The 20,287-nt window shown below is 45.9% G+C and carries 15 protein-coding genes; 9 read left to right on the forward strand and 6 right to left on the reverse strand.

From position 1 onward, the window contains the following. Nucleotides 1-161 precede the first annotated feature (161 nt). Nucleotides 162-698, reverse strand: a complete 537-nt coding sequence (gene infC / locus QUB56_RS07700) for a translation initiation factor IF-3 (protein WP_006635262.1) — start codon at nt 696-698, stop codon at nt 162-164. 417 nt (nt 699-1,115) lie between these two features. Between infC and QUB56_RS07705 the strand changes: the two genes are divergently transcribed. Together QUB56_RS07705 and QUB56_RS07710 are read left to right on the forward strand one after the other, a co-directional pair. Continuing rightward, complete coding sequence (locus QUB56_RS07705; protein WP_332954499.1) at nt 1,116-2,138, forward strand: alpha/beta fold hydrolase; 1,023 nt, start codon at nt 1,116-1,118, stop codon at nt 2,136-2,138. Between the two features lie 468 nt (nt 2,139-2,606). Further along, entirely contained in the window at nt 2,607-2,972 is a 366-nt protein-coding gene (locus tag QUB56_RS07710) for a hypothetical protein (protein WP_332954501.1), read from the forward strand. Between the two features lie 435 nt (nt 2,973-3,407). Here QUB56_RS07710 and QUB56_RS07715 read toward each other — a convergent pair whose 3' ends face one another. After that, nucleotides 3,408-3,539, reverse strand: a complete 132-nt coding sequence (locus QUB56_RS07715) for a hypothetical protein (RefSeq protein ID WP_332954502.1) — start codon at nt 3,537-3,539, stop codon at nt 3,408-3,410. Between QUB56_RS07715 and QUB56_RS07720 the strand changes: the two genes are divergently transcribed. The 5 genes from QUB56_RS07720 (at nt 3,528) to QUB56_RS07740 (ending at nt 8,102) form a co-directional block, all read left to right on the forward strand. Beyond that, on the forward strand, nt 3,528-5,321 hold the full coding sequence (locus QUB56_RS07720) for an N-acetylmuramoyl-L-alanine amidase (protein WP_332954503.1): 1,794 nt from the start codon (nt 3,528-3,530) through the stop codon (nt 5,319-5,321). The two genes, QUB56_RS07715 and QUB56_RS07720, sit on opposite strands and share 12 nt — an antisense overlap. A 151-nt stretch (nt 5,322-5,472) precedes the next feature. Further along, nucleotides 5,473-6,312: a glutamate racemase gene (murI, locus tag QUB56_RS07725; RefSeq protein ID WP_332954504.1), complete on the forward strand. Its 840-nt coding sequence runs from the start codon at nt 5,473-5,475 to the stop codon at nt 6,310-6,312. Nucleotides 6,313-6,402: 90 nt separating this feature from the next. After that, entirely contained in the window at nt 6,403-6,726 is a 324-nt protein-coding gene (locus tag QUB56_RS07730; RefSeq protein WP_332954505.1) for a hypothetical protein, read from the forward strand. A 36-nt stretch (nt 6,727-6,762) separates the two neighbouring features. Then, nucleotides 6,763-7,317 (forward strand): NYN domain-containing protein, encoded by a 555-nt coding sequence (locus tag QUB56_RS07735; protein ID WP_332954506.1) that lies wholly within the window; start codon nt 6,763-6,765, stop codon nt 7,315-7,317. Between the two features lie 581 nt (nt 7,318-7,898). Further along, complete coding sequence (locus QUB56_RS07740) at nt 7,899-8,102, forward strand: DUF433 domain-containing protein (protein ID WP_332954507.1); 204 nt, start codon at nt 7,899-7,901, stop codon at nt 8,100-8,102. 149 nt (nt 8,103-8,251) lie between these two features. Here the strand turns inward: QUB56_RS07740 and QUB56_RS07745 are convergent, their stop codons facing one another. Beyond that, nucleotides 8,252-9,127, reverse strand: a complete 876-nt coding sequence (locus QUB56_RS07745) for an abortive infection family protein (protein WP_332954508.1) — start codon at nt 9,125-9,127, stop codon at nt 8,252-8,254. A 363-nt stretch (nt 9,128-9,490) separates the two neighbouring features. On the opposite strand from QUB56_RS07745, the gene QUB56_RS07750 reads away from it, so the two are divergent. Beyond that, nucleotides 9,491-9,736 carry a hypothetical protein gene (locus QUB56_RS07750; RefSeq protein ID WP_332954509.1) on the forward strand — a complete coding sequence of 82 codons (246 nt, stop codon included), beginning with the start codon at nt 9,491-9,493 and terminating at the stop codon, nt 9,734-9,736. A gap of 92 nt (nt 9,737-9,828) precedes the next feature. Here the strand turns inward: QUB56_RS07750 and QUB56_RS07755 are convergent, their stop codons facing one another. Next, the gene (locus tag QUB56_RS07755) at nt 9,829-10,161 is read right to left on the reverse strand and encodes a hypothetical protein (RefSeq protein WP_332954511.1); all 333 of its coding nucleotides are present in this window, start codon (nt 10,159-10,161) and stop codon (nt 9,829-9,831) included. Nucleotides 10,162-10,572: 411 nt separating this feature from the next. Between QUB56_RS07755 and QUB56_RS07760 the strand changes: the two genes are divergently transcribed. Beyond that, complete coding sequence (locus QUB56_RS07760; protein ID WP_332954512.1) at nt 10,573-16,461, forward strand: AAA family ATPase; 5,889 nt, start codon at nt 10,573-10,575, stop codon at nt 16,459-16,461. Nucleotides 16,462-16,589: 128 nt separating this feature from the next. Here the strand turns inward: QUB56_RS07760 and QUB56_RS07765 are convergent, their stop codons facing one another. Beyond that, entirely contained in the window at nt 16,590-17,795 is a 1,206-nt protein-coding gene (locus QUB56_RS07765; RefSeq protein ID WP_332954513.1) for a glycosyltransferase family 2 protein, read from the reverse strand. A 762-nt stretch (nt 17,796-18,557) separates the two neighbouring features. Continuing rightward, the gene (locus tag QUB56_RS07770; protein WP_332954514.1) at nt 18,558-20,189 is read right to left on the reverse strand and encodes a polysaccharide biosynthesis protein; all 1,632 of its coding nucleotides are present in this window, start codon (nt 20,187-20,189) and stop codon (nt 18,558-18,560) included. Between the last annotated feature and the right edge of the window lie 98 nt (nt 20,190-20,287).

Here is a 20,287-nt window from a genome sequence, read left to right on the forward strand (position 1 = left end):
TTTACTCCACAGACGAACCTGGGATGTCGAACTAGGGTCTAAAATTTTTTGCCCTCCACAACAGGAGTTGGAAACTTCTAGGCGTTTTTGGGCGGGGTCATTAGTCATTAGTCACCAGTCTATTACTATTGACTGATGACTGATGACTAATGACTATCTATTTATACTTTCTTGGGCGACAGCAGCATCATCATACTGCGTCCTTCTTTTTTGGGGGCTTGCTGCACTTCTGCTATTTCCTGCAGATCTGTGGCCATGCGCTTGAGCAAGTCCTCTGCTAGGTTGCTGTGTTGGATTTCCCGACCTCTGAACATGATCGTGGCTTTTACTTTGTCCCCAGATTTGATAAAGCGGTCTGCTAGTTTGAGGCGCACTTGGTAGTCGTGTTCTTCAATTTTGTAGCGCATCTTCACTTCCTTCACGTCAGCAGTGTGCTGCTTCCGCTTTGCTTCTCGCGCTTTCTTTTCCTGCTCGAATTTGTACTTCCCATAGTCCATGACCCGGCATACGGGCGGGTCAGCTTTGTCGCTGACAAGTACGAGATCGAGTTCTTTTTCCTCTGCCAGGCGCAGCGCTTCTGCAGGCGTCAATATCCCTAGTTGCGCGCCGTCGGTATCGATCACCCGGATTTTGGGGTATCGAATGTTTTCGTTGATCTGGGGTAGGTTGCGATTTTGTCTTCTTTCAATCACAGGCATGAATGGTTTTACAAGCAGTAGTTTAATAGCGAAGCTTCTTGATAGTTACAGGTTCTCGCGGCCAATATTTCACGATTGACGATCGAACTGTGTTGTAAGGTATTACCCTTACCGGACGTACTAGCGCGCCCTGTGTGCCCTCCGCGATCGCGTTGGGGAATATTGGGACGATCGTAAATGAATTCTTACAATACTTGCTATTCTACTCAGTCTGGCTGAGTTTCTGCCTAGTTTTATTTTAACTTCACACACGATCGCCCGCCCACTTGCCCGATTTATGACAAAACGGTCAAAAATTCAGCGTCAAAGGTTAAGGATGAGGTAAAACGGCTTTTCCTACCCCATCGGAGCCGGTTTGCCAAGTCCCCCAAGTCGCCGTCCAAGCCTTGTAGAATAGGTATAAGCAAGTGTAAATTTATGTTGCGAGCTGAGGCAAAATTGACAAATTCTCTGCTGTGGCACCAACGGGTGGGAACTCAACGAGACTGGGTGTGGCGGGGTTGGCAAACTCGCTACAGTTTTTTGCGGCCGACTTGGGGGCGAAATCAAGGCGCGCTCGAATCTCAAGATTCCGAGGCCGGGGGAATTGCCCCGCGCGCATCGGGAACGCCGATTATTTTACTGCACGGGTTTGGAGCTTCGATCGGTCACTGGCGACAAAATCTCGCCCCTCTGGCCGAAAACCAAACGGTTTACGCCTTGGATTTGTTGGGGTTTGGCGCTTCCCAAAAAGCTCCGGTCAACTACTCTGTGTCTTTGTGGGTCGATCAAGTTTATGATTTTTGGCTGACTTTTATCAGAGAGCCCGTAATATTGGCAGGAAACTCGATCGGCTCGCTGATTTGTCTGGCCGTCGCCGCGGCTCACCCGGACATGGTGGCCGGCACGGTGATGATTAGCCTCCCAGACCCATCTGTGCGAGCCGAGGCGGTGCCCGGATGGCTCCTCCCGGCAATCGTCGCGGTTGAAAGTTTGTTTGTTTCCCCGATGATAATCAGGCCTCTGTTTTATTTTGCCCGCAAGCCGGACTTTGTGCGCCGCTGGGTTTCCTTTGCCTACGCCAACCCCGAAGCTGTTACCGACGAATTAGTGGAAATTCTAGCAGGGCCAGCAGGCGATCGGGGAGCCGCCCGGGCCTTCTGCGCTTTATTTAAAGCTGTAGGCAGTTCACAATTTGGCCCCAGTGTCAAGACTGTGCTGCGGAATTTAACAATCCCGATGCTGTTAATTTGGGGCAAACAAGACCGGATGATTCCCCCTCGGTTCGCCCGACCCCACCAATTTGTCGAATGCAATCCCAATTATGTAGAGCTAGTTGAATTAGACAATGCGGGTCACTGTCCCCAGGATGAATGCCCCGAACAAGTAAATCAAGCAATTTTGAACTGGATGAGCCGGAATTTTGCACAATTGGGCGAGAGCCAATTGCAGCGCTGTTGATTAGACACCCAGCGGTGCGTTCCTAATGGACAAAAATAACTTGCGGGTATCTATCCCGCTCAAAAATAAAGTGGTTAGAACTCGATCGCACTCGGTGGTATGGTATGGCAGATGTTGAAGCAAGAATGAAGAAGGAAGACCTCCGTTGCAATCGACCATTTATGTTTCAGCAATTAAGAACGTCCTCACCGTAAGGTGCGGTTGCTATATTACAAAACTTCCCTCACAGCATCGAGTCAGTCGATTTGAGAATTGAGATTTGAGATTGACACGACGGACCGCTCATGGAGGATAGAACTAACCTCAACAACTTTTTGGCTAAGGGCAAATCCTCACAGAAAGCAAGTTTCCGTCTTTCTGTCATGTCATTTATCTACTTTTTTTATGCTTCCTTGTTTCAGAAATTCAGAGATTGACACAATCGCCAAGATAGTGTATCTTCTCTAACTGGTAGTATATATATAAGTCATGGAGTTAGTCGAAAGGCAGATTATCACACCAAATGACAGGTTTTATCCAGAAGCCGCTCGATTGTTTTTGCTGTCAAAAAAACTTGACAACTGCCAGAACTATATCTACTGTCAAAACTTTTTATCCCGTCAACCAACCAATGCTCTGGCTGCCAATCGTGCACTCAAAAAGAGTGTTAATGACAAAGCATTGCCCGCTAAATTAACACACAACACTCTCCGGTTACTGCTGACAGCATGGACTAGCTATCATAGTGTCACCTTGGCGGGCGCCGTCGATCGCGCCCAACGAAGTTTCAAGCAGCACCGAAAATCCCTGACTATAAAAAGTCAAGAAAAAAAAGAGAGAAGGGGCGCTATGTAGTTGTACTTAACTGTCAAAGTCTCAGCAACAAGGCTTGTCCAAAAGAATATGCTATTTGGTCTGGGACTAACTTTGGCTGCCTTCAAAAGTCGCATCAATCTTGGAAATCCGGATTGTTCCCAAGGTAGGTTGTTAAGTTGTTGGGGTGGTTTATGAAAAGTTAGAATAAAACGCAAATGTAAAGCGGATTATAACCCTTGCCGTAACGAGCTTCGCCCATATTAAAGAGCTATGAAACCCCTCCCCTGAAGCTCCATAAAATTGTACGTTCTAGCTTCAAGAGACGCCTTGTTTCTTGTTCCTAAAAATAAATACCTTCCCTTGTACCAGCAATCTTTGAGTCACCTTATAACCGATCGCCCCCAAGTATACGGGAAAGTTCAAAAATGCCAGAAGCAGGCATTTCAGAGCCTGTTAACGCATAAAAAAGTCAAATTAGCCAACAACTGACGGCCGATCGCCCCCGGTCTGCTGGCGGCCCGCCTGCTGAAAGCCTTCCGAGCAAGCAGCGCCCTTCCAGCTTTTGGCAGTAACGCAAACGAGGAAAAAACTGACGTGAAATTCCACTGGCTACTACCGAGTTTCTTAAGTGTATTTTTGCTCGCCGGGACCGCCGAAGCAGCTAGACTGCAATCTTGGCGGTTTGATGCTTCAGAGAACCGGCTCTACATTACAACAGACGGGGGAGTACAACCCAAGGCTCAACTGATTTTCAACCCGACGCGGTTGGTGATTGACTTGCCGGGGACGAGTCTGGGCCGTCCCTCGGTCAGCAAACCGCTCTCAGGGGCGATCGAATCGGTGCGGGTAGGGCAGTTTGACGCCGATACGACCAGAATTGTGGTCGAGATCAGAGACGGGTTTACTTTAGACCCCCAGCAAGTAAAATTCCGGGGGATTTCTCCGAGCGAGTGGACAGTGGATTTGCCAACGCCGGTGCGGGCAGGAACTCAAAATCCCATTTCAGAGCCAGGGGGAGAAAGGTTATCGGTTGAACCTTCAGCACCCATCGCCCAGTCGGCCGGGGCGACTGTAGTTCAGAACGTTCAGGTGACGGCGGACGGTTTTTTAGTCCGCACCCAGGGCGGCCGCCCCCAAATTAATTTTGAACAAAGTCGGGCCGGGGACATCGCTACCCTCGATATTGAAGGAGCTACTTTAGCACCCGGCTCTAGCAGCCAGCAGCCTCAAACGAACGGCAAGCACGGGGTTGACAAGATTGAAGTTCGGCAACTGCCAACAGACCCGCCCGTTACCCGCGTGACTTTGCGGATGAAGAGTTCTAATACACAGTGGCGGGCGTCTGTAAGCAATTTGGGCGGGGTTATGTTATTGCCCCTGGGCGGCCGGCAGCCAGCCCAGGGCCGCCCCCTACCTGTAGCTGTTCCTCAGAGACAAGCTCAAGGAAATTTAGCAAAAGTTCAGTCAATTGATTTAAGCAGTAACGGCACGCAACTGTTGGTGAGAACTGACCGCCAAGTCTCCTATAGCAGCGGGTGGGACCAGGGGTCGAGAGCTTACTGGATCAGGATCGCCTCTAGTTCCCTGGCGGGGCAAATTCCTCAGCTCGATGCCAACAGTCCTGTCTCGTTTACGGCCAGCCAAGAAGACGCGGAGACTGTGGTGATTTGGGTGCAGCCGCGATCGGGGGTACAGGTAGGCAGGGTGACGAGGCCGAACCCGCAGTTGCTGTCTTTGCAGTTGCTATCGAATGCTAGCGCGCAGCCGCCTTTGACTCGCACTCCCAGCAGCCTGCAGCCTTTGCCGAGAAGGACTCTCGGCACCGGCGATTTGCCCGAGGTTTCTAACCGCCGCGCTGTGGTAACGATCGATCCGGGCCACGGCGGCCGCGACCCGGGGGCAGTCGGGATTCAGGGCATTCAGGAGAAGGAGATTGTTTTGGATATCTCGTTTCAGGTGGCGAGGCTGCTGGAACAGCAGGGGGTGCAGGTGGTGATGACTCGGACTGACGACAGCGAAATCGACCTGGAACCCAGAGTTTCATTGGCAGAACGGGTGAATGCTAGTTTATTTGTCAGCATTCACGCTAATGCGATTAATATGAGTCGGCCGGATATTAGCGGGATTGAGACTTATTATTTCAATAACGGCGAAGATTTGGCGCGGGTGATTCACGGCAGTATTTTGCAGGGGACGGGGGCGACTGACCGCCGGGTGCGGCAGGCGAGATTTTATGTTTTGAGGAAGACTTCTATGCCTTCTGTTTTGGTGGAGGTGGGTTTTGTCACGGGTGCTGAGGATGCTGCTAGGCTTTCTGACCCAGCTTACCGCAGTCAAATGGCGGCTTCGATCGCTCGCGGCATTTTACTTTATCTTCAACAAAGATAATATATTGCCGGAGGGATTGGTAATTCGTAATTGGTAATTGGTAATTTTCCCGTCAGACTAATGACTGATGACTAATAACTGATGACTGATGACTGATGACTGATGACTGATGCCTGCTGACTATTGACAACTGACTATTGACAATTAACAAATGACAACAGACTCTGGACAAAAAAGAATCGGTATTTTTGACAGCGGCGTGGGCGGTTTGACTGTTTTGACCCAGTTGTACCGACAATTGCCCAACGAATCGATACTTTATTTTGGAGATACGGCGAGGCTGCCTTACGGCACTCGCGCGCCGTCGGAAATTGTGCAGTTTGTCCGCGAAATTATGACCTGGCTGGTGGAACAGGATGTGAAAATGGTGATTATGGCCTGCAACACCAGTTCTGCTTTGGCGATGGAGATGGTGCAGGCTGAGTTTGATATTCCGGTGTTGGGAGTAATTCTGCCGGGGGCGCAGGCTGCGGTGCAGCAAGGCAAGCGGATCGGAGTCATCGCAACTCCTGCTACGGCTGCTAGCAATGCTTATCGAAATGCGATTTTGGAGATGGACGATTCTTGCCTGGTGTGGCAGGTTAGCTGTCCGGCTTTTGTGCCGCTGGTCGAGCAAAACCGGATTTACGACCCTTACACTTGTGAGGTGGCTCGGGAATATTTGGCTCCTTTGATTCAGCAGCGCATCGATACGCTGATTTACGGCTGCACTCATTATCCGCTGTTGGCTCCTGTGCTGCGCTCGCTTTTGCCCGCTGGGGTGACATCGATCGATCCTGCGGTGCGGGTGGTGGCTGCCGCTGCCAAAGAGTTGGAGCTTTTGGGGCTGCGGAATGCTGGTACTGCGCTGCCGACTCGTTTTTGCGTGAGCGGCCAGGAGCAGCAGTTTGCCCAGTTGTCGGTGCAGTGGCTCGGTTGTACTCCTGCTGTTGAGAAAATATCCCTGCCGACAGTTGTACGATCGCCCGTATCCCTGCAATCTGCCGAATAAGCCCGAAAATTTATCGGTTGCAAAGCTCGAACAACTCTTATATCAAATCCGTTAGCATCGGAATAGTAAATTCGAGTTCACTGTTGACTGTTGACTGTTGACGGTTCACTGTTCACAGTCAACAGTCAACAGTCAACCGTCAACATCACGGACGGTGTAACCGGAAATGATATTACCCCCCAAAACCCCAGGCGCCTAGGTTTTGGGGGGTTGAGTTTTTGTCGCCATTATCTTGCCGAATGCCTTGCTCGCACCTGGTTTCTCAGAAAAATCCGGGCGTGCCGGCGGCGATATCTCCACGCAGAAATCGGGTTTCTGACTCCGCGCGATCGACTGCTGCCGCGATCGAACCTAGCAATTACACATCAATTTGTAATAAAATGCAACAAAAGCTTTGATGAAGAATGCAAATAATGTCCTGTATGTGCTGGAGCTATTCAGCCTTGAACCATGTCAACCTATGTATCGCAAGCAGTTTTACTTGTAGACGGCTATAACATCATTGGACTTTGGCCTCGACTCCGAGAGAAGCGCGATCGCGACGAACTCGAAACAGCTCGCCGCGAGTTAATAGAGGTTTTAGTTAACTACAGCGCTGTTCAAGATTTTGAGGCTCGGCTGGTGTTTGACGCCCACTATCGAGATACTCCCGGCGTTAAAGAAATTATTACTAAAAATTTATCGGTGCACTACACTGACTTCGGTCAGACAGCAGATACTTATATTGAAAAATCTTGTGCTAGTTTTCGCTACGACTTGCGATCGGTCAAAGGCAAAAGCCGCATGATTGTGGCCACCTCAGACCGAGCGCAACAATTGACCGTAGTCGGCTACGGTGCCGAATGGATGTCCGCCGAACAACTAGCGGCTGACGTAGAAGCCACCGCCCGCCGCAGCGAGCGCCAGCACAAATCCCGCAAACACAACTCCAGTCGCTTTCTCGCCAATTCCCTCGATCCCGAATCCCAGAAGCGCCTCGCCAAGTTGAGAATGGGGCTGCATTAGCTGCTGAAACCCTGTGGCGGTATGACAAAAAAAAGTTTATCAAAGGCCTTGCCAAATCGAGTAAGTTCAGCTATTGTTAGTAAATGTGGGTAACAAAAACCCCCAATCCTCGGTAGCTCAGTGGCAGAGCGGTCGGCTGTAATGAATGCAAGCCTTTGGCATCAACCAAAAGCCCTAGTGACATAGCAGCTCTATCCGGTAACGGGTACTGAAAAATCGGGTGAATTCAAGGAAACCGCAGCACTTCGGGTGGCGGCAATCTTGAGCCAAGTCTGGCGAAAGGCAGCGGTTGCGATCGCAAGTAGCCGGAAAGGTGCAGAGACTAGAGATGAGGAGCCTAACCGATAAATCTCACAGCGCCTGACATCCGACGACAGATCACAAAATTGATTTGTAGGGATGATGAAATAGTCCGCCCCCTTCGGAAACGTTGGGATAAGTGTAACCGATTGGTCGTAGGTTCAAATCCTACCCGGGGAGTTAGTAAAAGTCTGAAGTTGGAATTTTCCAGCTTCAGATTTTTTGTTTTTATTTTCCGATATGTTTTTCTCTAATGTAGATGCAAACACTTTACCTGTATCATGAGCTATCGCGACATCATTACCATAGAGCCGGATAAGCGAGGTGGCCAGCCCTGCATTCGTCGGATGCGGATTACGGTTTACGACGTTCTTGGCTGGCTGGCTTCTGGAATGTCTATGACTGAGATTATTGACGACTTCCCAGAACTGACAGAAACAGACATTAGAGCCTGTCTAGAGTTTGTCGCCGCGATCGTCGTTTAGTTGCTTCCGTCGGATTGCCTTAACTGAACTATATTGAAGCATCATTCTGTTTTCTCCTGAAACGAGAAACCTAAGGTTTACGCTCACCGGACGTAGATAACACTTGCACCTCAACCGATTATTTGCGGCGTTCCGGTGCAGCGAGATTTTTATAGACTACGTTCGTTATGTGTGTCTAATAAAAACTCAGCTAAAGTCGATGCTGCTCCTACTGCGAGTTTTGCATGTCGAGAGCCTAAGCCTTTGGCTTTTGAATCTTTACCATGCCCGGTGCCGTAACTATTTCTCAATTCAGCTATTCCGTTTGTAATTGTAGCTAAGTTGCTGAGAATTCGTTGGATATTCTCTCGCGCCTTAGCTTCGTTAGGAATATCGTCGGGCGTCAGCTTTAGTTCTTTAACAGTCTGCTTGACTAACTTGGGCAACTCCAGATTATTCTCTATTTCCTGGCCTCGTTCAGACAAAATAGTTTTGCAAATAGTTTCTATCAACTCCTTTGCTGTACCAATAGCCAAAATAGGGTCATTCTCAATAGCACTTTGCATCCGATTAATTTGGCTCAAAACGTATTGGGTATCCGTACCACAAAAATGTTGCTTCAGGCTCCTAAGGTTTGATTCCGCACCAAGTGAAATTCTTCTTGCTGTATACACTGCACGACCAGAAATTTGCGTGTTGGAAACGATTTCATAACCTTGATCCCGTAATAGTAGGTTAAAAGCCTGCTCTAAACGCCTGATTTGTTCTGCATCAATACGAACAACAGGATGAATGGTTTCGCAAAGAAACCGTAAAAACATATTGTCATCACAATGAAGCAAATTAAACCTTGGGTCAGTAAAAACCCAATTGTCCATCCAGTCATCGTTATCAACGCAATGTTTCCAAATATCCCTAGAATCTGAAGGTTCAAGATTGAACAGACGCTGTAGAAATTCTAAGTCGTTTAAACTACCCGCCCAATGAGTTTTTTCAATCGAAAATAGGTCAATAATATGTTTACGTGTGGCTTCCGATATTTGCATAAATCCCTAGTCAAGAAAATAGCATATAACTTATAATTGTATCGCAGATGCTGTGTAATACTTTATTTAACCGAAAAATACCGCCCATCGCTTATATATGTCAACCCCTTCTTACTGTTCATCGGAATCTTCTTTTGTTTATCGAGTTTTTTCTGCAGCCGTTTATTTATGGTCAAGTGCGTCAAAAACGAGATTTTTGAGTTGGATAGAAAATCTGGCTGACGCACCCTACCGAATGCTACCGAATACTAAACATCGCGTTCTGTCCGTACCCATTTAGTTTGCCACTTCAGGAGAAAACCCAGATACAAAGGGATTTACCACAGGATGTAAAAAGGTACGGATAACAGAGTTGAACCGGAAATGTCGGTCCGCCCGAATTTTGCCCAAGCGCTGACAATTGAAACTAAAATTAGCAGTCCTTATACAGCTAACAATATCGCAGGATTCGGGGATGCTCCGATAATTGTTGCTAGTATGGATGCTGCAAAAGCGGCTAGCCAAATAGCAACTAAAAGCGATAGGGGTGGGACGGATAATTCAAGGGCGATCGCCCATAAGTCAAAACGCTGTTGCCCGACAGAAGCTGTAGCCAGCCGGGGAGTTTGAGTTAGCAACGTCTGCAAGTGTCCCTGTTCCCATCTGGTTCTTTGACTTTTAGCTGCTTGCTGCTGCTGTGGCCAACACCCGGTGGCTCCGGCTTAGGGGCAGAATACGGTTGGATGTCCGGCGATCGCCAAATCCAAACTCATTTGCATATCTTTAAAAATATTCCTGCTGGCTAGAGAAACCGATCGAATTATCAACCAGGGAAAAGCCAGGCCTGTTCCTGTTAGTAACGATGGGAATCCTAACTGTTTTAATCCGCTGGGACGGACTAAGTTTTTCACGAGAAATGCTAAAGCAGAAATGGAATCTTTCGGAGTATGATTGGGCGACTGTTCCAAATGATACACCTGATAATGAAAATATGCTACCAAGCCGATCAATTTCCACTTGCGATCTGAATCATGCTTGTTTGCGATCGAAGTCATATTAAATTGTGTTCTCGATCGCCTAAACCTGCGTTTTCAAGCCCAGGGCGTCCCATTCGTTCTGGGTGACAAGGCTCAAACATCGAGCTAAACCTTGAATTCATAAGGCTCTGTCGCTCATGTGTGCCCTCAACCTCACAGAATTTGTTACACTATGGCAATCTACTCGGTCAGATGTGAGACCGTACATGATTACGTCGCAGTTCAAATCAGAGGTTCTGCTGTCGGCCCGTCTAGACCCTCTAAACCTTTAGGCATCCCGCATCTACAAAATCTACCAGTAATTAACTATACCTGAAGGTATAAAAAATTATAGTTAGTAGCAAAAATATTTACGTACACCAGGCTCGTGCCCTTGTCAAAATCAAGCGCGATTTTAGCTATCTAACACTTCGTCTGAGAATAAAAGCAATGAATACACTTCCCGGTTACCAAATCACAGAAGTTGTTCAACTTGGTGTGAAGTCCATCATTTATCGCGGAGTCAGGGAATCCGATCGAGCGTCAGTCATCATTAAAACACTCCAGAGCGAGTATCCCACAATAGAACAAATTACCCGCTTGAGACATGAATACAAAATTAGCTCAAATCTCAAAATCAAAGGCATTATTAAACCCTATAGCTTAGAAAAATATAAAAACAGTTTCGCTCTGATCTTAGAAGACTGCGGCGGTCAATCTCTCAGCCACCATATCGCAGGTAAAACTATGACACTTGAGAAGTTTTTGCCGCTGGCTATTCAACTGGCTCAAACTCTCGGAGAATTGCATCAAAACCAGATTATCCACAAAAATATTAAACCCTCAAATATTATCATTACACCAGATTTTCAACAACTAAAAATTACAGATTTTAGCATAGCGACCCGCCTAGCGAGAGAGGTTCACCAAAATAGCAATACCAGTCTGCTAGAAGGCACTGTAGCCTATATATCCCCAGAGCAAACTGGTCGAATAAACCGGGATATTGACTACCGAACAGACTTGTACTCTCTCGGCATCACTTTTTATGAAATGCTGACAGGAGAGTTGCCTTTTAACTCCACCGACACCCGAGAATTAATTCACAGCCACATTGCGGTGACACCACTTTCTCCCCATCAGCGAAACAATCAAGTCCCGCAGATAGTTTCATCCATTGTAATGAAACTATTAGCTAAAAATTCGGAAGACCGATATCAAAGCGCCTTTGGAGTAAAAGCCGACCTAGAAAATTGTCTAACTCAACTTCTAACTACGGGCAAAATAGAAAATTTCATTCCGGGAACCCTTGATAAATCAGGTCAATTTTTGATTCCCCAAAAGCTCTACGGCCGCAAACAAGAAGTCGCTGATTTGATGGCATCATTCGAGCGAGTCAGCTTTGGGAAAATAGAGATGGTGTTGGTAAGCGGTTACTCAGGCATCGGTAAAACCTCTGTTGTCAATGAAATCCACAAACCAATTGTCAGGCAGCGGGGTTATTTTATTGCTGGCAAGTTTGACCAATTTAAGCGGGGTATTCCTTATGCTGCAATAACTCAAGCGTTTGAATCATTAATGCAGCAGTTATTAACAAAAAGCTCAGAAGAGTTGGCAATTTGGAAAGAAAAGCTCTTGTCGCGACTAGGTCAAAACGGTGAAATTATTATTGATGTTGTCCCTTCTGTCGAACTAATAATTGGTTCGCAGCCTGCTGTTCCACAATTGGAACCGACAGAATCTCACAATCGCTTTAATCGATTGTTTAAAGAATTTTTGAAGGTTTTTGCCCAACCAGAACACCCCCTCGTTCTATTTATAGATGATTTGCATTGGGCAGATTTAGCTTCCTTAAAATTGATTCAGGAACTGGTAACAGACTTGGATACCAGATATTGTTTACTGATAGGAGCCTATCGAGATAACGAAGTTAATTCGGCTCATCCCTTAGTTCAAACTTTAGAAAATATTCAAGAGACTGATGCAGCAGTGCATCACATTATTATCCCATGTTTAGAGTTGAATAGTGTCACGCAGCTAGTGGGCGATACTTTGCGCAATGAAACCAAAAATTTTCAGTCCCTGGCCGAGTTAATTTTTAATAAAACTGGCGGAAATCCATTTTTTCTAACTCAACTGCTTTTAACCATGCACTCAGAAAAGCTGTTAGCATTTAATTTCACAGTTGGTGCGTGGCAGTGGGACATCACGAAAATTGAAGCCGCTGGCATTGTAGATTACAGTGTGGTTGGATTAGTTGCTCGGAAGCTTCAACAACTGCCGGAGGAGACGCAGCAAGTATTAAAATTAGCTGCTTGTATCGGCAACCATTTTAATTTAGACAATTTGGCAATTGTTACGGAAAAACCAGGCTCAGAAACCGCGGCTGATTTATGGGAGGCGCTTCAAGCTGGTTTAATTCTGCCAATGAGGGATGCTTACAAAATCCCCCTGGTTGAGGAAATCGACTCCCAGCGACGACGGCAAGGGGAGGGAGTTGGGAGTGGCCCTCAACACCCAATATCTTACAGGTTTTTGCACGATCGCGTACAGCAAGCCGCCTATTCTCTCATCCCTGACTCCCAGAAAAAACAAACCCACTTAAAAATCGGCTTCCTGCTGCTGAATTCAACTCCGCCATCGGAGATAGCAGAAAATATCTTTGATATTGTCAACCAACTTAATATGGGCGTCGAATTCATCACAAATCAGGAAAAGCGAAATGAACTAGCTAACTTTAATCTCATAGCAGGTAAGAAAGCTAAGAGTTCTGCCGCCTATGAAGCAGCACTTAAATATTTTAATGTAGGTCTAGAACTTCTACCCGATAGAGCTTGGCAGAGTCACTATGGTTTAATCATGGAACTGCATACCAAAGCGCTGGAATTGTCCTATATAAATACCGAGTTGGATCGAGCGTTCCAGCTATCAGAGGTTATTATAGCGCGCGCCAAAAATTTGCTCGAAAAAGTCAAAGCTTACGAGCTAAAACTTATTTTTTACTTTAAGCAAAATCAATACCAAGCTTCCATAGATATAGGTCTAGAAGCTTTGAAACTGCTGGGAGTCGCTCTTCCTCAAAAACCCAATAAATTAACTTTTTTCATGTGGCTAATACGGACAAAATTAGCTGTGGGAAACAAACGGATTGAGGATTTAGCTGAGTTGCCAGAAATGACTGATGCTAATAAAATTGCGACTCTACGGATTTTAACGCATATGGGTTCGGCTGCTTTTATAGTAGCACCAGATATGTTCCCACTACTCGTATTTAAAATGGTTGCTCTTTCTCTTAAATACGGGAATGCGCCGCTGTCTAGTGTCGGGTATGCCTACTATGCTACGATCCACTCTGCAGTGTTAGGAGATATGGATTCTGGATACCGATACGGTCAAATGGCTAAGGAACTTTTAGAGAGATTTCAGACCAAATTGTATAACTCTCTAATCTCACTAATTTTTAATGCTTTTATCGACCACTGGTCTGAGCCGATCAGGGAAAGTCTTATGGGTTTACTGGAGGGTATTCAGAGTGGACTAGAAACGGGAGATGTCAACAATGCTTGTTATTGTGCTAGTGTTTATAGCAATTATATATTGTTGAGGGGGGAACCTCTGGAGTCTGTGAAAAATAAGCAGAGTCAATATATTCAAATGTTAGTGAATTATAAGAGTGAATTTATACTCGATCGAGCCAGAGTCGGGGCACAAGTTGTCTTAAATTTGCAAGGTAAAACAGCTAATCCTTGTCTGTTAGTTGGCGAGATATTTAATGAAGAAACGATGGCGATCGCCTTAAATAAAAGTCAAAATGATATGATAATATTTGTAGTTTTTTTATATAAATCGTGGTTAAGCTATTTATTTAAAGATTATGTTAAATCGGCGGAATATGCCAGGACAGCCTCAAATTACTCTCAGGCTGCAATGGGTCTGATGTATGTTCCCATCCACAATTTTTACTATTCCCTAGCGCTATTAGCTTTGTATCCCATAGTTGCCAAAAATGAACAGAAAAAACATTTAAAAGAAGTGGCTTCGCTTCAGAAAAAAATGAAGCAGTGGGCTTTGAACAGTCCGGGAAATTATCAGCACAAATATGACTTAGTAGAGGCAGAGAAAGCGCGAGTATTGGGACAAGATGAAAAAGCTGGTCTGTATTACGATCGAGCGGTAAAAGGAGCCTCGATGAATGAATACATCCATGAAGCAGCGCTAGCAAATGAACGGGCGGCAGAATTTTATTGGGCTAAGGGTCGAAACAAAGTGGCTCAGAGTTATCTGAGAGAGGCTTACTACGGCTATATTCACTGGGGAGCAACCGCCAAGGTCAAAGATTTGGAGTCAGAGTATCCGGTGTCTTTACCCCCTGCATCAGCGGTCAAATCTAGTGGCTATCGAACTATTACTAGCACTAATTATACCACTATCAGCAGTCACAGCAGTTTATTAGATTTGACAACTGTTGTGAAAGCGTCTCAAGCGCTAGCTAGCGAAATTGTGCTGGATAAGTTGTTAGAAAAGTTGATGAAAATGGTGATTGAGAATGCTGGGGCCCAAAAAGGTTTTCTCCTGATGCCCAAGGAAGGAAAATTGCTGATTAAAGCAGCGGCAGCGGTGGAGTCTTCGGCTGTTGCAGTTGAGCAATGCCCTAGAGTATCTCCTGCAGAGGTTTTGCCAATAACGGTGATTAATTATGTTGAAAAAACGCACTCTGATGTAGTTTTAAGTCAGGCTGCTAGGGAAGGTCTATTTACAGATGACCCCTATATTAAAAAGCAGCAAGTGAAATCTGCGCTTTGTACTCCTATTCTGAATCAAAGCAAACTCGTAGGCCTCCTTTATCTAGAAAATAATTTAGCTACTGAAGCGTTTTCTCCAACTCGGTTGGAGGTTTTGAAAATTCTTTCTTCTCAAGCGGCTATCTCTTTAGAAAATGCGGTACTTGTTGCTAATTTGTCGGAGGCTAAGGAACAGTTGGAGGATTATTCGCGGACGCTGGAGGTGAGAGTTGAAGAGCGCACGCAGGAACTAAAGACTAAAGAAGCTAAGCTGCAAGAAGCTCAAAAACTGGCGCACCTCGGCAACTGGGAATTTGATTTGGAGGGGGATAAATTAACTTGGTCTGAGGAAGTATTCCGAATTTTTGGTCTTGACCCTGAGCTACCAGAACCCACTATTTTAGAACACAGGAAGCAAATTCATCCAGATGACCTACAGTTGTGGTTAAAGCAAGTAGAGGGGATTAGTCAGTTAGGAAATCCTCGCGAGTATGAGATGAGAATTTTGCGCCCTGATGGAGCTGTCAGATATATTTATGTTAAGGCCCAAGCTATTTTTAATGGCGGTAAGGTGATTAAGTTATTTGGGACGATACAGGACATTACGGATCGCAAGTTAGCGGAGGATGCTTTGCGACAGTCGGAGAGGCAGTTGAGAGAAAAAGCGACACAATTGGAAGTTACTTTGTCCGAATTACGCTCGACGCAGACTCAACTAATTCAAACTGAAAAAATGTCTTCTTTGGGGCTGTTGGTGGCGGGGGTTGCACACGAAATTAATAATCCGATTAATTTCATCTATGGCAATGTCATGCACGCTAGCGAATATAGCTCGGATTTGCTGGGATTGATTAAGCTTTACCAGCAGTCTTACCCGGATCCTAATCCTGAGATTGTTGCTACAACAGAAGAGATTGAGCTCCCTTTTATTCAAGAAGATTTACCTAAAATCCTGCAATCTATGCAGGTTGGGGTCGATCGCGTTCGCAATATTGTGCTGTCGCTGCGGAATTTCTCACGGCTTGATGAAGCCGAGATGAAACCAGTGGATATTCACTCCGGGATTGATTCGACTCTGCTAATTTTGCAGCACCGGTTGAAAAAGGATGCACTCGGACACGCCATTGAGGTAGTTAAAGAGTACGGTCAACTGCCGAAGGTAACTTGTTATGCTTCTGGGTTAAATCAGGTGTTTATGAATATTTTGAGCAATGCGATCGATGCAGTAGAGTTAAGAGTGGGGCTGGAGGAAATAACTGCTAGCCTCGAAAATCCTTTATCTCCAAGATTTGAGCGCAAGATTGTGGTTCGGACTGAGGTATGCGACAAAAATTGGGTGAGAATTTCTATTGCTAACAACGGCGCCGGTATGACTGAGGAAGTGCGATCGAGGGTATTTGACCCTTTCTTTACTACAAAAGCTGTGGGTAAAGGAACGGGTTTGGGGTTGAGTATCAGTTATCAGATTGTAGTCGAGAAACACGGCGGGAAGCTCATGTGCATTTCGGCACCGGGCCAAGGGGCGGAGTTTGTGATTGAAATTCCGGTAAAGCAGTGAACTTTTTTTAATTTTTTATATAATTTTTTTAACTGCCGATGAAGGCAGATGAACGCAGATAAAATTTTATCTGCGTTCATCTCTGTTGAGCTGCTGAGATCTGCGGTTAAACGCTCTCAATCTAAATATTAAACATCCCGTTCTGTCCGCACCCATTTGGTTTGCCGCTTCAGGATAAAACCCAAATACAAAGGGATTTTCCACAGGATGTAAAAAGGTACAGATAAAAGAGTTGTTCCCGAAATATCGCCACGCCCGAATTTTGCCCAAGCGCCGACAATTGAAACTAAAATCAGCAGTCCTTGTACTGCTAAAAGGACGGCGGGAATCGGGGATGTTCCAAAGGTTGCTGCTAGTAACGAGGTGGCAAAAGCAGCTACCCAGATGGTGACTAAAAGCGATAGGGGAGGGACTGACAAGTCGAGGGCGATCGCCAATAAGTCAAAACGTTTTTGCCCGATAGAAGCTGTAGCCAGCCTGGGAGTTTGAGTTAGCAACGTCTGCAAGTGACCGTGTTCCCATCTGGTTCTTTGAGTTTTAGCGGCTTGCTGAAGCTGCGGCAAACACCCTGTGACTTTGGCTTCGGGGCAGAATACGGCTGGATGTCCGGCGATCGCCAAATCCAAACTCATTTGCATATCTTCAACAATATTGCTGCTGGCTAGAGAAACCGATCGAATTATCGACCAGGGAAAAGCCATGCCTGTTCCTGTTAGTAATGATGGGAATCCTAACTGTTTTAATCCGCTGGGACGGACTAAGTTTTTCACGAGAAATGCTAAAGCAGAAATCGAATCTTTCGGAGTAGGATTGGGCGGCTGTTCCATGAGATAAGTTGCTTGCACTGGTCGTTTGGAAGCAAGTGCAGCACGGGCTAATTTTTCTATAGAGTCTGGCTGACAAATGCAGTCTGCGTCCACCATGATGACTACTTCTGGGGGGTCTGATTCGAGCGACTGCAAGCCGAAATCCAGTGCGTATCCTTTGCCCTTGCGTTGTGTGTCTTGGCGCTCGATCGCACTTGCACCGCAGTTACGGGCGATTTCTGCCGTGGCGTCCGTGCAGTTGTCAGCAACCACTAACAGGCGGTCTTGAGGTGTTAGCTGCGGCAATATGGTGTCCAGGGTGGCGGCAATTCCTGCTGCTTCGTTGTAGGCGGGAATTAAAACTGCTACTTTGGGGCGGGGCGCTTTAGTTTCCCCTGTGGGGCGGAAGCCGGACAAGAAAGCTGCACTGCATTCTAGAAATAGAACTGTAATGGGAATTAGAAGGATCAGGGCGATCGCCAATAGCACCACATCAATCAATATGAACAGTAGCTGATTAATTTCCACAATTCTCGTACCTTAATTTAATTTAATTTGTTGCGTTCATTGAGTTCATTTAATCTAATTGCACCTTGGTTAACTCAGTGCGCCACGCTATCTAAAGTATGATCGTATCATGCCCGGAAAAAATAACCTTTATAACGTTTGTAGTGATGACTTAGCTCCTCATAAAACTACTAGGACTGCCGTCCGCACTACCAATTAATTTGATGGCGGTTGTGCTATCGCAAATAATATCATATCATGTCGATTCTGACAAGGTTAAGTAAATCAATTTAATTAAACCTCCAACAGACGCAGAATTGAGAAACCCGGTTTCTCAATTCTGTTTTTAACATGACTTACGGAAAAAATGGTTTAAGCCAGTAGTTATACCGGTAAGGTGCGCGCCCAGCACCCTGCATAAGCTGCAGAGCATCTAAATTTAATATAGAGACGGGATCTCCTGCCCGTCCCACAATAATTGTAGAAAAATTGACTGTCTAATTAGATGCAAAGCAGCTTAATTAGGTTCTGCGTTCAGGACTGCTTAATCAACTAACAACTTGGTCGATGTGCCGGCTCATTCACCCCCCGTGGGTTGCCAGTCAATCGATTTGAGATTTGAGATTTTAGATTTTAGATTGACTTGCGCGAGATAAATGCTCTTTCTTGAGGATTTTCGAAAATCGATTTGGGATCGATTCCACGGATAAATCACGTGGCGGGTACCACCTTTGAAATTCGCTTGTCAGGCAGCAATCTCCTTTCCTCAAAACTATGTTCCAGCTACGCTGCATCGCCTACAGCAACAGGTTGAGATTGTTTGGGGTTCAAATGTGCGGGGGGTACAACTTCTCTGATATCTCTCGACATCGATCGCAAATATCCGACTTCTGCTTGAATACAATCCAGGGTAGAAAGACTCTCAACTAAGCCATCCAATTCATCAGCAGTAACTCCAGCACTGTTCAAGACTTCTTGGTTAAGTCGCCCGTAGATTCCTTGCAGGAGGAGTTCGATAATCTCGCTGTAGTCAGCGATTTCCGTTTTGTAACCTTGCAATTTCTTCGGATTGATCCCCCACTGCAAAATCTTTAACAAGTCTTGGGGGGAACTCCACGCAAAAGAGGAAGCAATCACTTCTTTTTTCGCTGCGACAAGAGCCTGCTTGATTTGTACTTCGGGGAAATCGGGAGCGAGGATTAAGCTTTCCAGCTTCGACACTTGTTTATCTAACACGCGCAAAGAAAAAGGAGCTACTTCTGCACTCACCATGTCGCCAGCATCGTTAAGACTTTTAAAAGGAGTTTCCAAAACATTAATTAGGAGGTGAATTTCTGTAGGTTTTGTCCAGTCAAACTGTCCCAGAAAAAACGGTTCTTGGTATCCCGGCACAAGTCCTTGAAAATAAATCGGCAGATTTTTGCCTGATTCAATAATTTTATAAAGAGCTACTTCCAATGTTTCTGTCGGCCACCCGAGATTACTCACGGCGACAAATTTCAGTTTTCCGGGAACGGACACAACCAGCGAATTCAGCAATAAATGTACGGCTTCGACAAGATTTTGAGCGGTTACGTAGCGGTGGGGAGCGTGAACGTTGACAGCTTTACCTTGCTGTACTTTGTTAGACATTTCCTCGCAGAACAAGCTATTTTCCAAGATATGAGTAAAGCGAACCATCCCGTAAATGACATCTCCTTCTTGAGCTGCTTTGGCAAATTGCCATTCGGCAAACTTTTGGGAGGCGGCGTAAACATCGGTTGTAAAATATCGAGATGCTTTGCCTGTGGAAGAGAAGATACAGTGTTCTACGCCGTATTCTTCGCACAGTTGGATGATGTGTTTACATCCTAACAGGCTGGTTGTAACTGTTTCTCGGATTTTGATTTCAGCTAGTCCGGGTTGGCGTTGGGCTGCTAGGTGAAAAACAATTTCTGGTTTTTCCACTTCAAATATATGTTTCAGTGCTTCGAAGTTGCGAATGTCGGCGGCATAGAAAGTTACTGCACCTTCTCGGGTAAAAAGCGGGAGATTTTCTTCGGGGTTGTGACATCGGGCGTTGTCTGCTGAAATGATTTTAGTTGCGCCTAATTCGAGGAGTTTTTGGATTAAGAAACTGCCGACACATCCTTCTCCACCGGTAATGAGGATGGTTTTTGCTTTGATTTTGCTGCTGATTGCCGATGCGTATAGGTTAATGGTGCGATCTCGCACCTCGCTAAATGGTTCGCTTTCTAATTGTCCGTCGCCTTGATATACCGAGATTAGCTGTGCGGTGAGAGTTTGTAAGGCCGCTAGGATTTCAGGATCTTGCGGTTCCGGGGAACCCGGGGGAACTAGCTGTTGGATGCTAGCGATTATTTCTGCTTTGCTGGCACCTTCAAACACTTCTGAGGATTTAAATGCACTCTTCACTTTTTGGGCTCCTTTAAATTTTATAAATACCGTTGCTTATCGGCGATTTGTTAAACAGATTTTCGAGGGACAGAAGCTTTAAAAGTCTGCTGGGTTTT

It is taken from the genome of Microcoleus sp. AR_TQ3_B6, from assembly GCF_036702785.1.
Lineage (GTDB): Bacteria > Cyanobacteriota > Cyanobacteriia > Cyanobacteriales > Microcoleaceae > Microcoleus.

Excerpts from the sequence above, each read along its gene's own strand:
- infC (WP_006635262.1), bottom strand. The coding sequence starts at position 698 with ATGCCTGTGATTGAAAGAAGACAAAATCGCAACCTACCCCAGATCAAC.
- QUB56_RS07705 (WP_332954499.1), top strand. The coding sequence starts at position 1,116 with ATGTTGCGAGCTGAGGCAAAATTGACAAATTCTCTGCTGTGGCACCAA.
- QUB56_RS07710 (WP_332954501.1), top strand. The coding sequence starts at position 2,607 with ATGGAGTTAGTCGAAAGGCAGATTATCACACCAAATGACAGGTTTTAT.
- murI (WP_332954504.1), top strand. The coding sequence starts at position 5,473 with ATGACAACAGACTCTGGACAAAAAAGAATCGGTATTTTTGACAGCGGC.
- QUB56_RS07735 (WP_332954506.1), top strand. The coding sequence starts at position 6,763 with ATGTCAACCTATGTATCGCAAGCAGTTTTACTTGTAGACGGCTATAAC.
- QUB56_RS07740 (WP_332954507.1), top strand. The coding sequence starts at position 7,899 with ATGAGCTATCGCGACATCATTACCATAGAGCCGGATAAGCGAGGTGGC.
- QUB56_RS07745 (WP_332954508.1), bottom strand. The coding sequence starts at position 9,127 with ATGCAAATATCGGAAGCCACACGTAAACATATTATTGACCTATTTTCG.
- QUB56_RS07750 (WP_332954509.1), top strand. The coding sequence starts at position 9,491 with ATGTCGGTCCGCCCGAATTTTGCCCAAGCGCTGACAATTGAAACTAAA.
- QUB56_RS07755 (WP_332954511.1), bottom strand. The coding sequence starts at position 10,161 with ATGACTTCGATCGCAAACAAGCATGATTCAGATCGCAAGTGGAAATTG.
- QUB56_RS07760 (WP_332954512.1), top strand. The coding sequence starts at position 10,573 with ATGAATACACTTCCCGGTTACCAAATCACAGAAGTTGTTCAACTTGGT.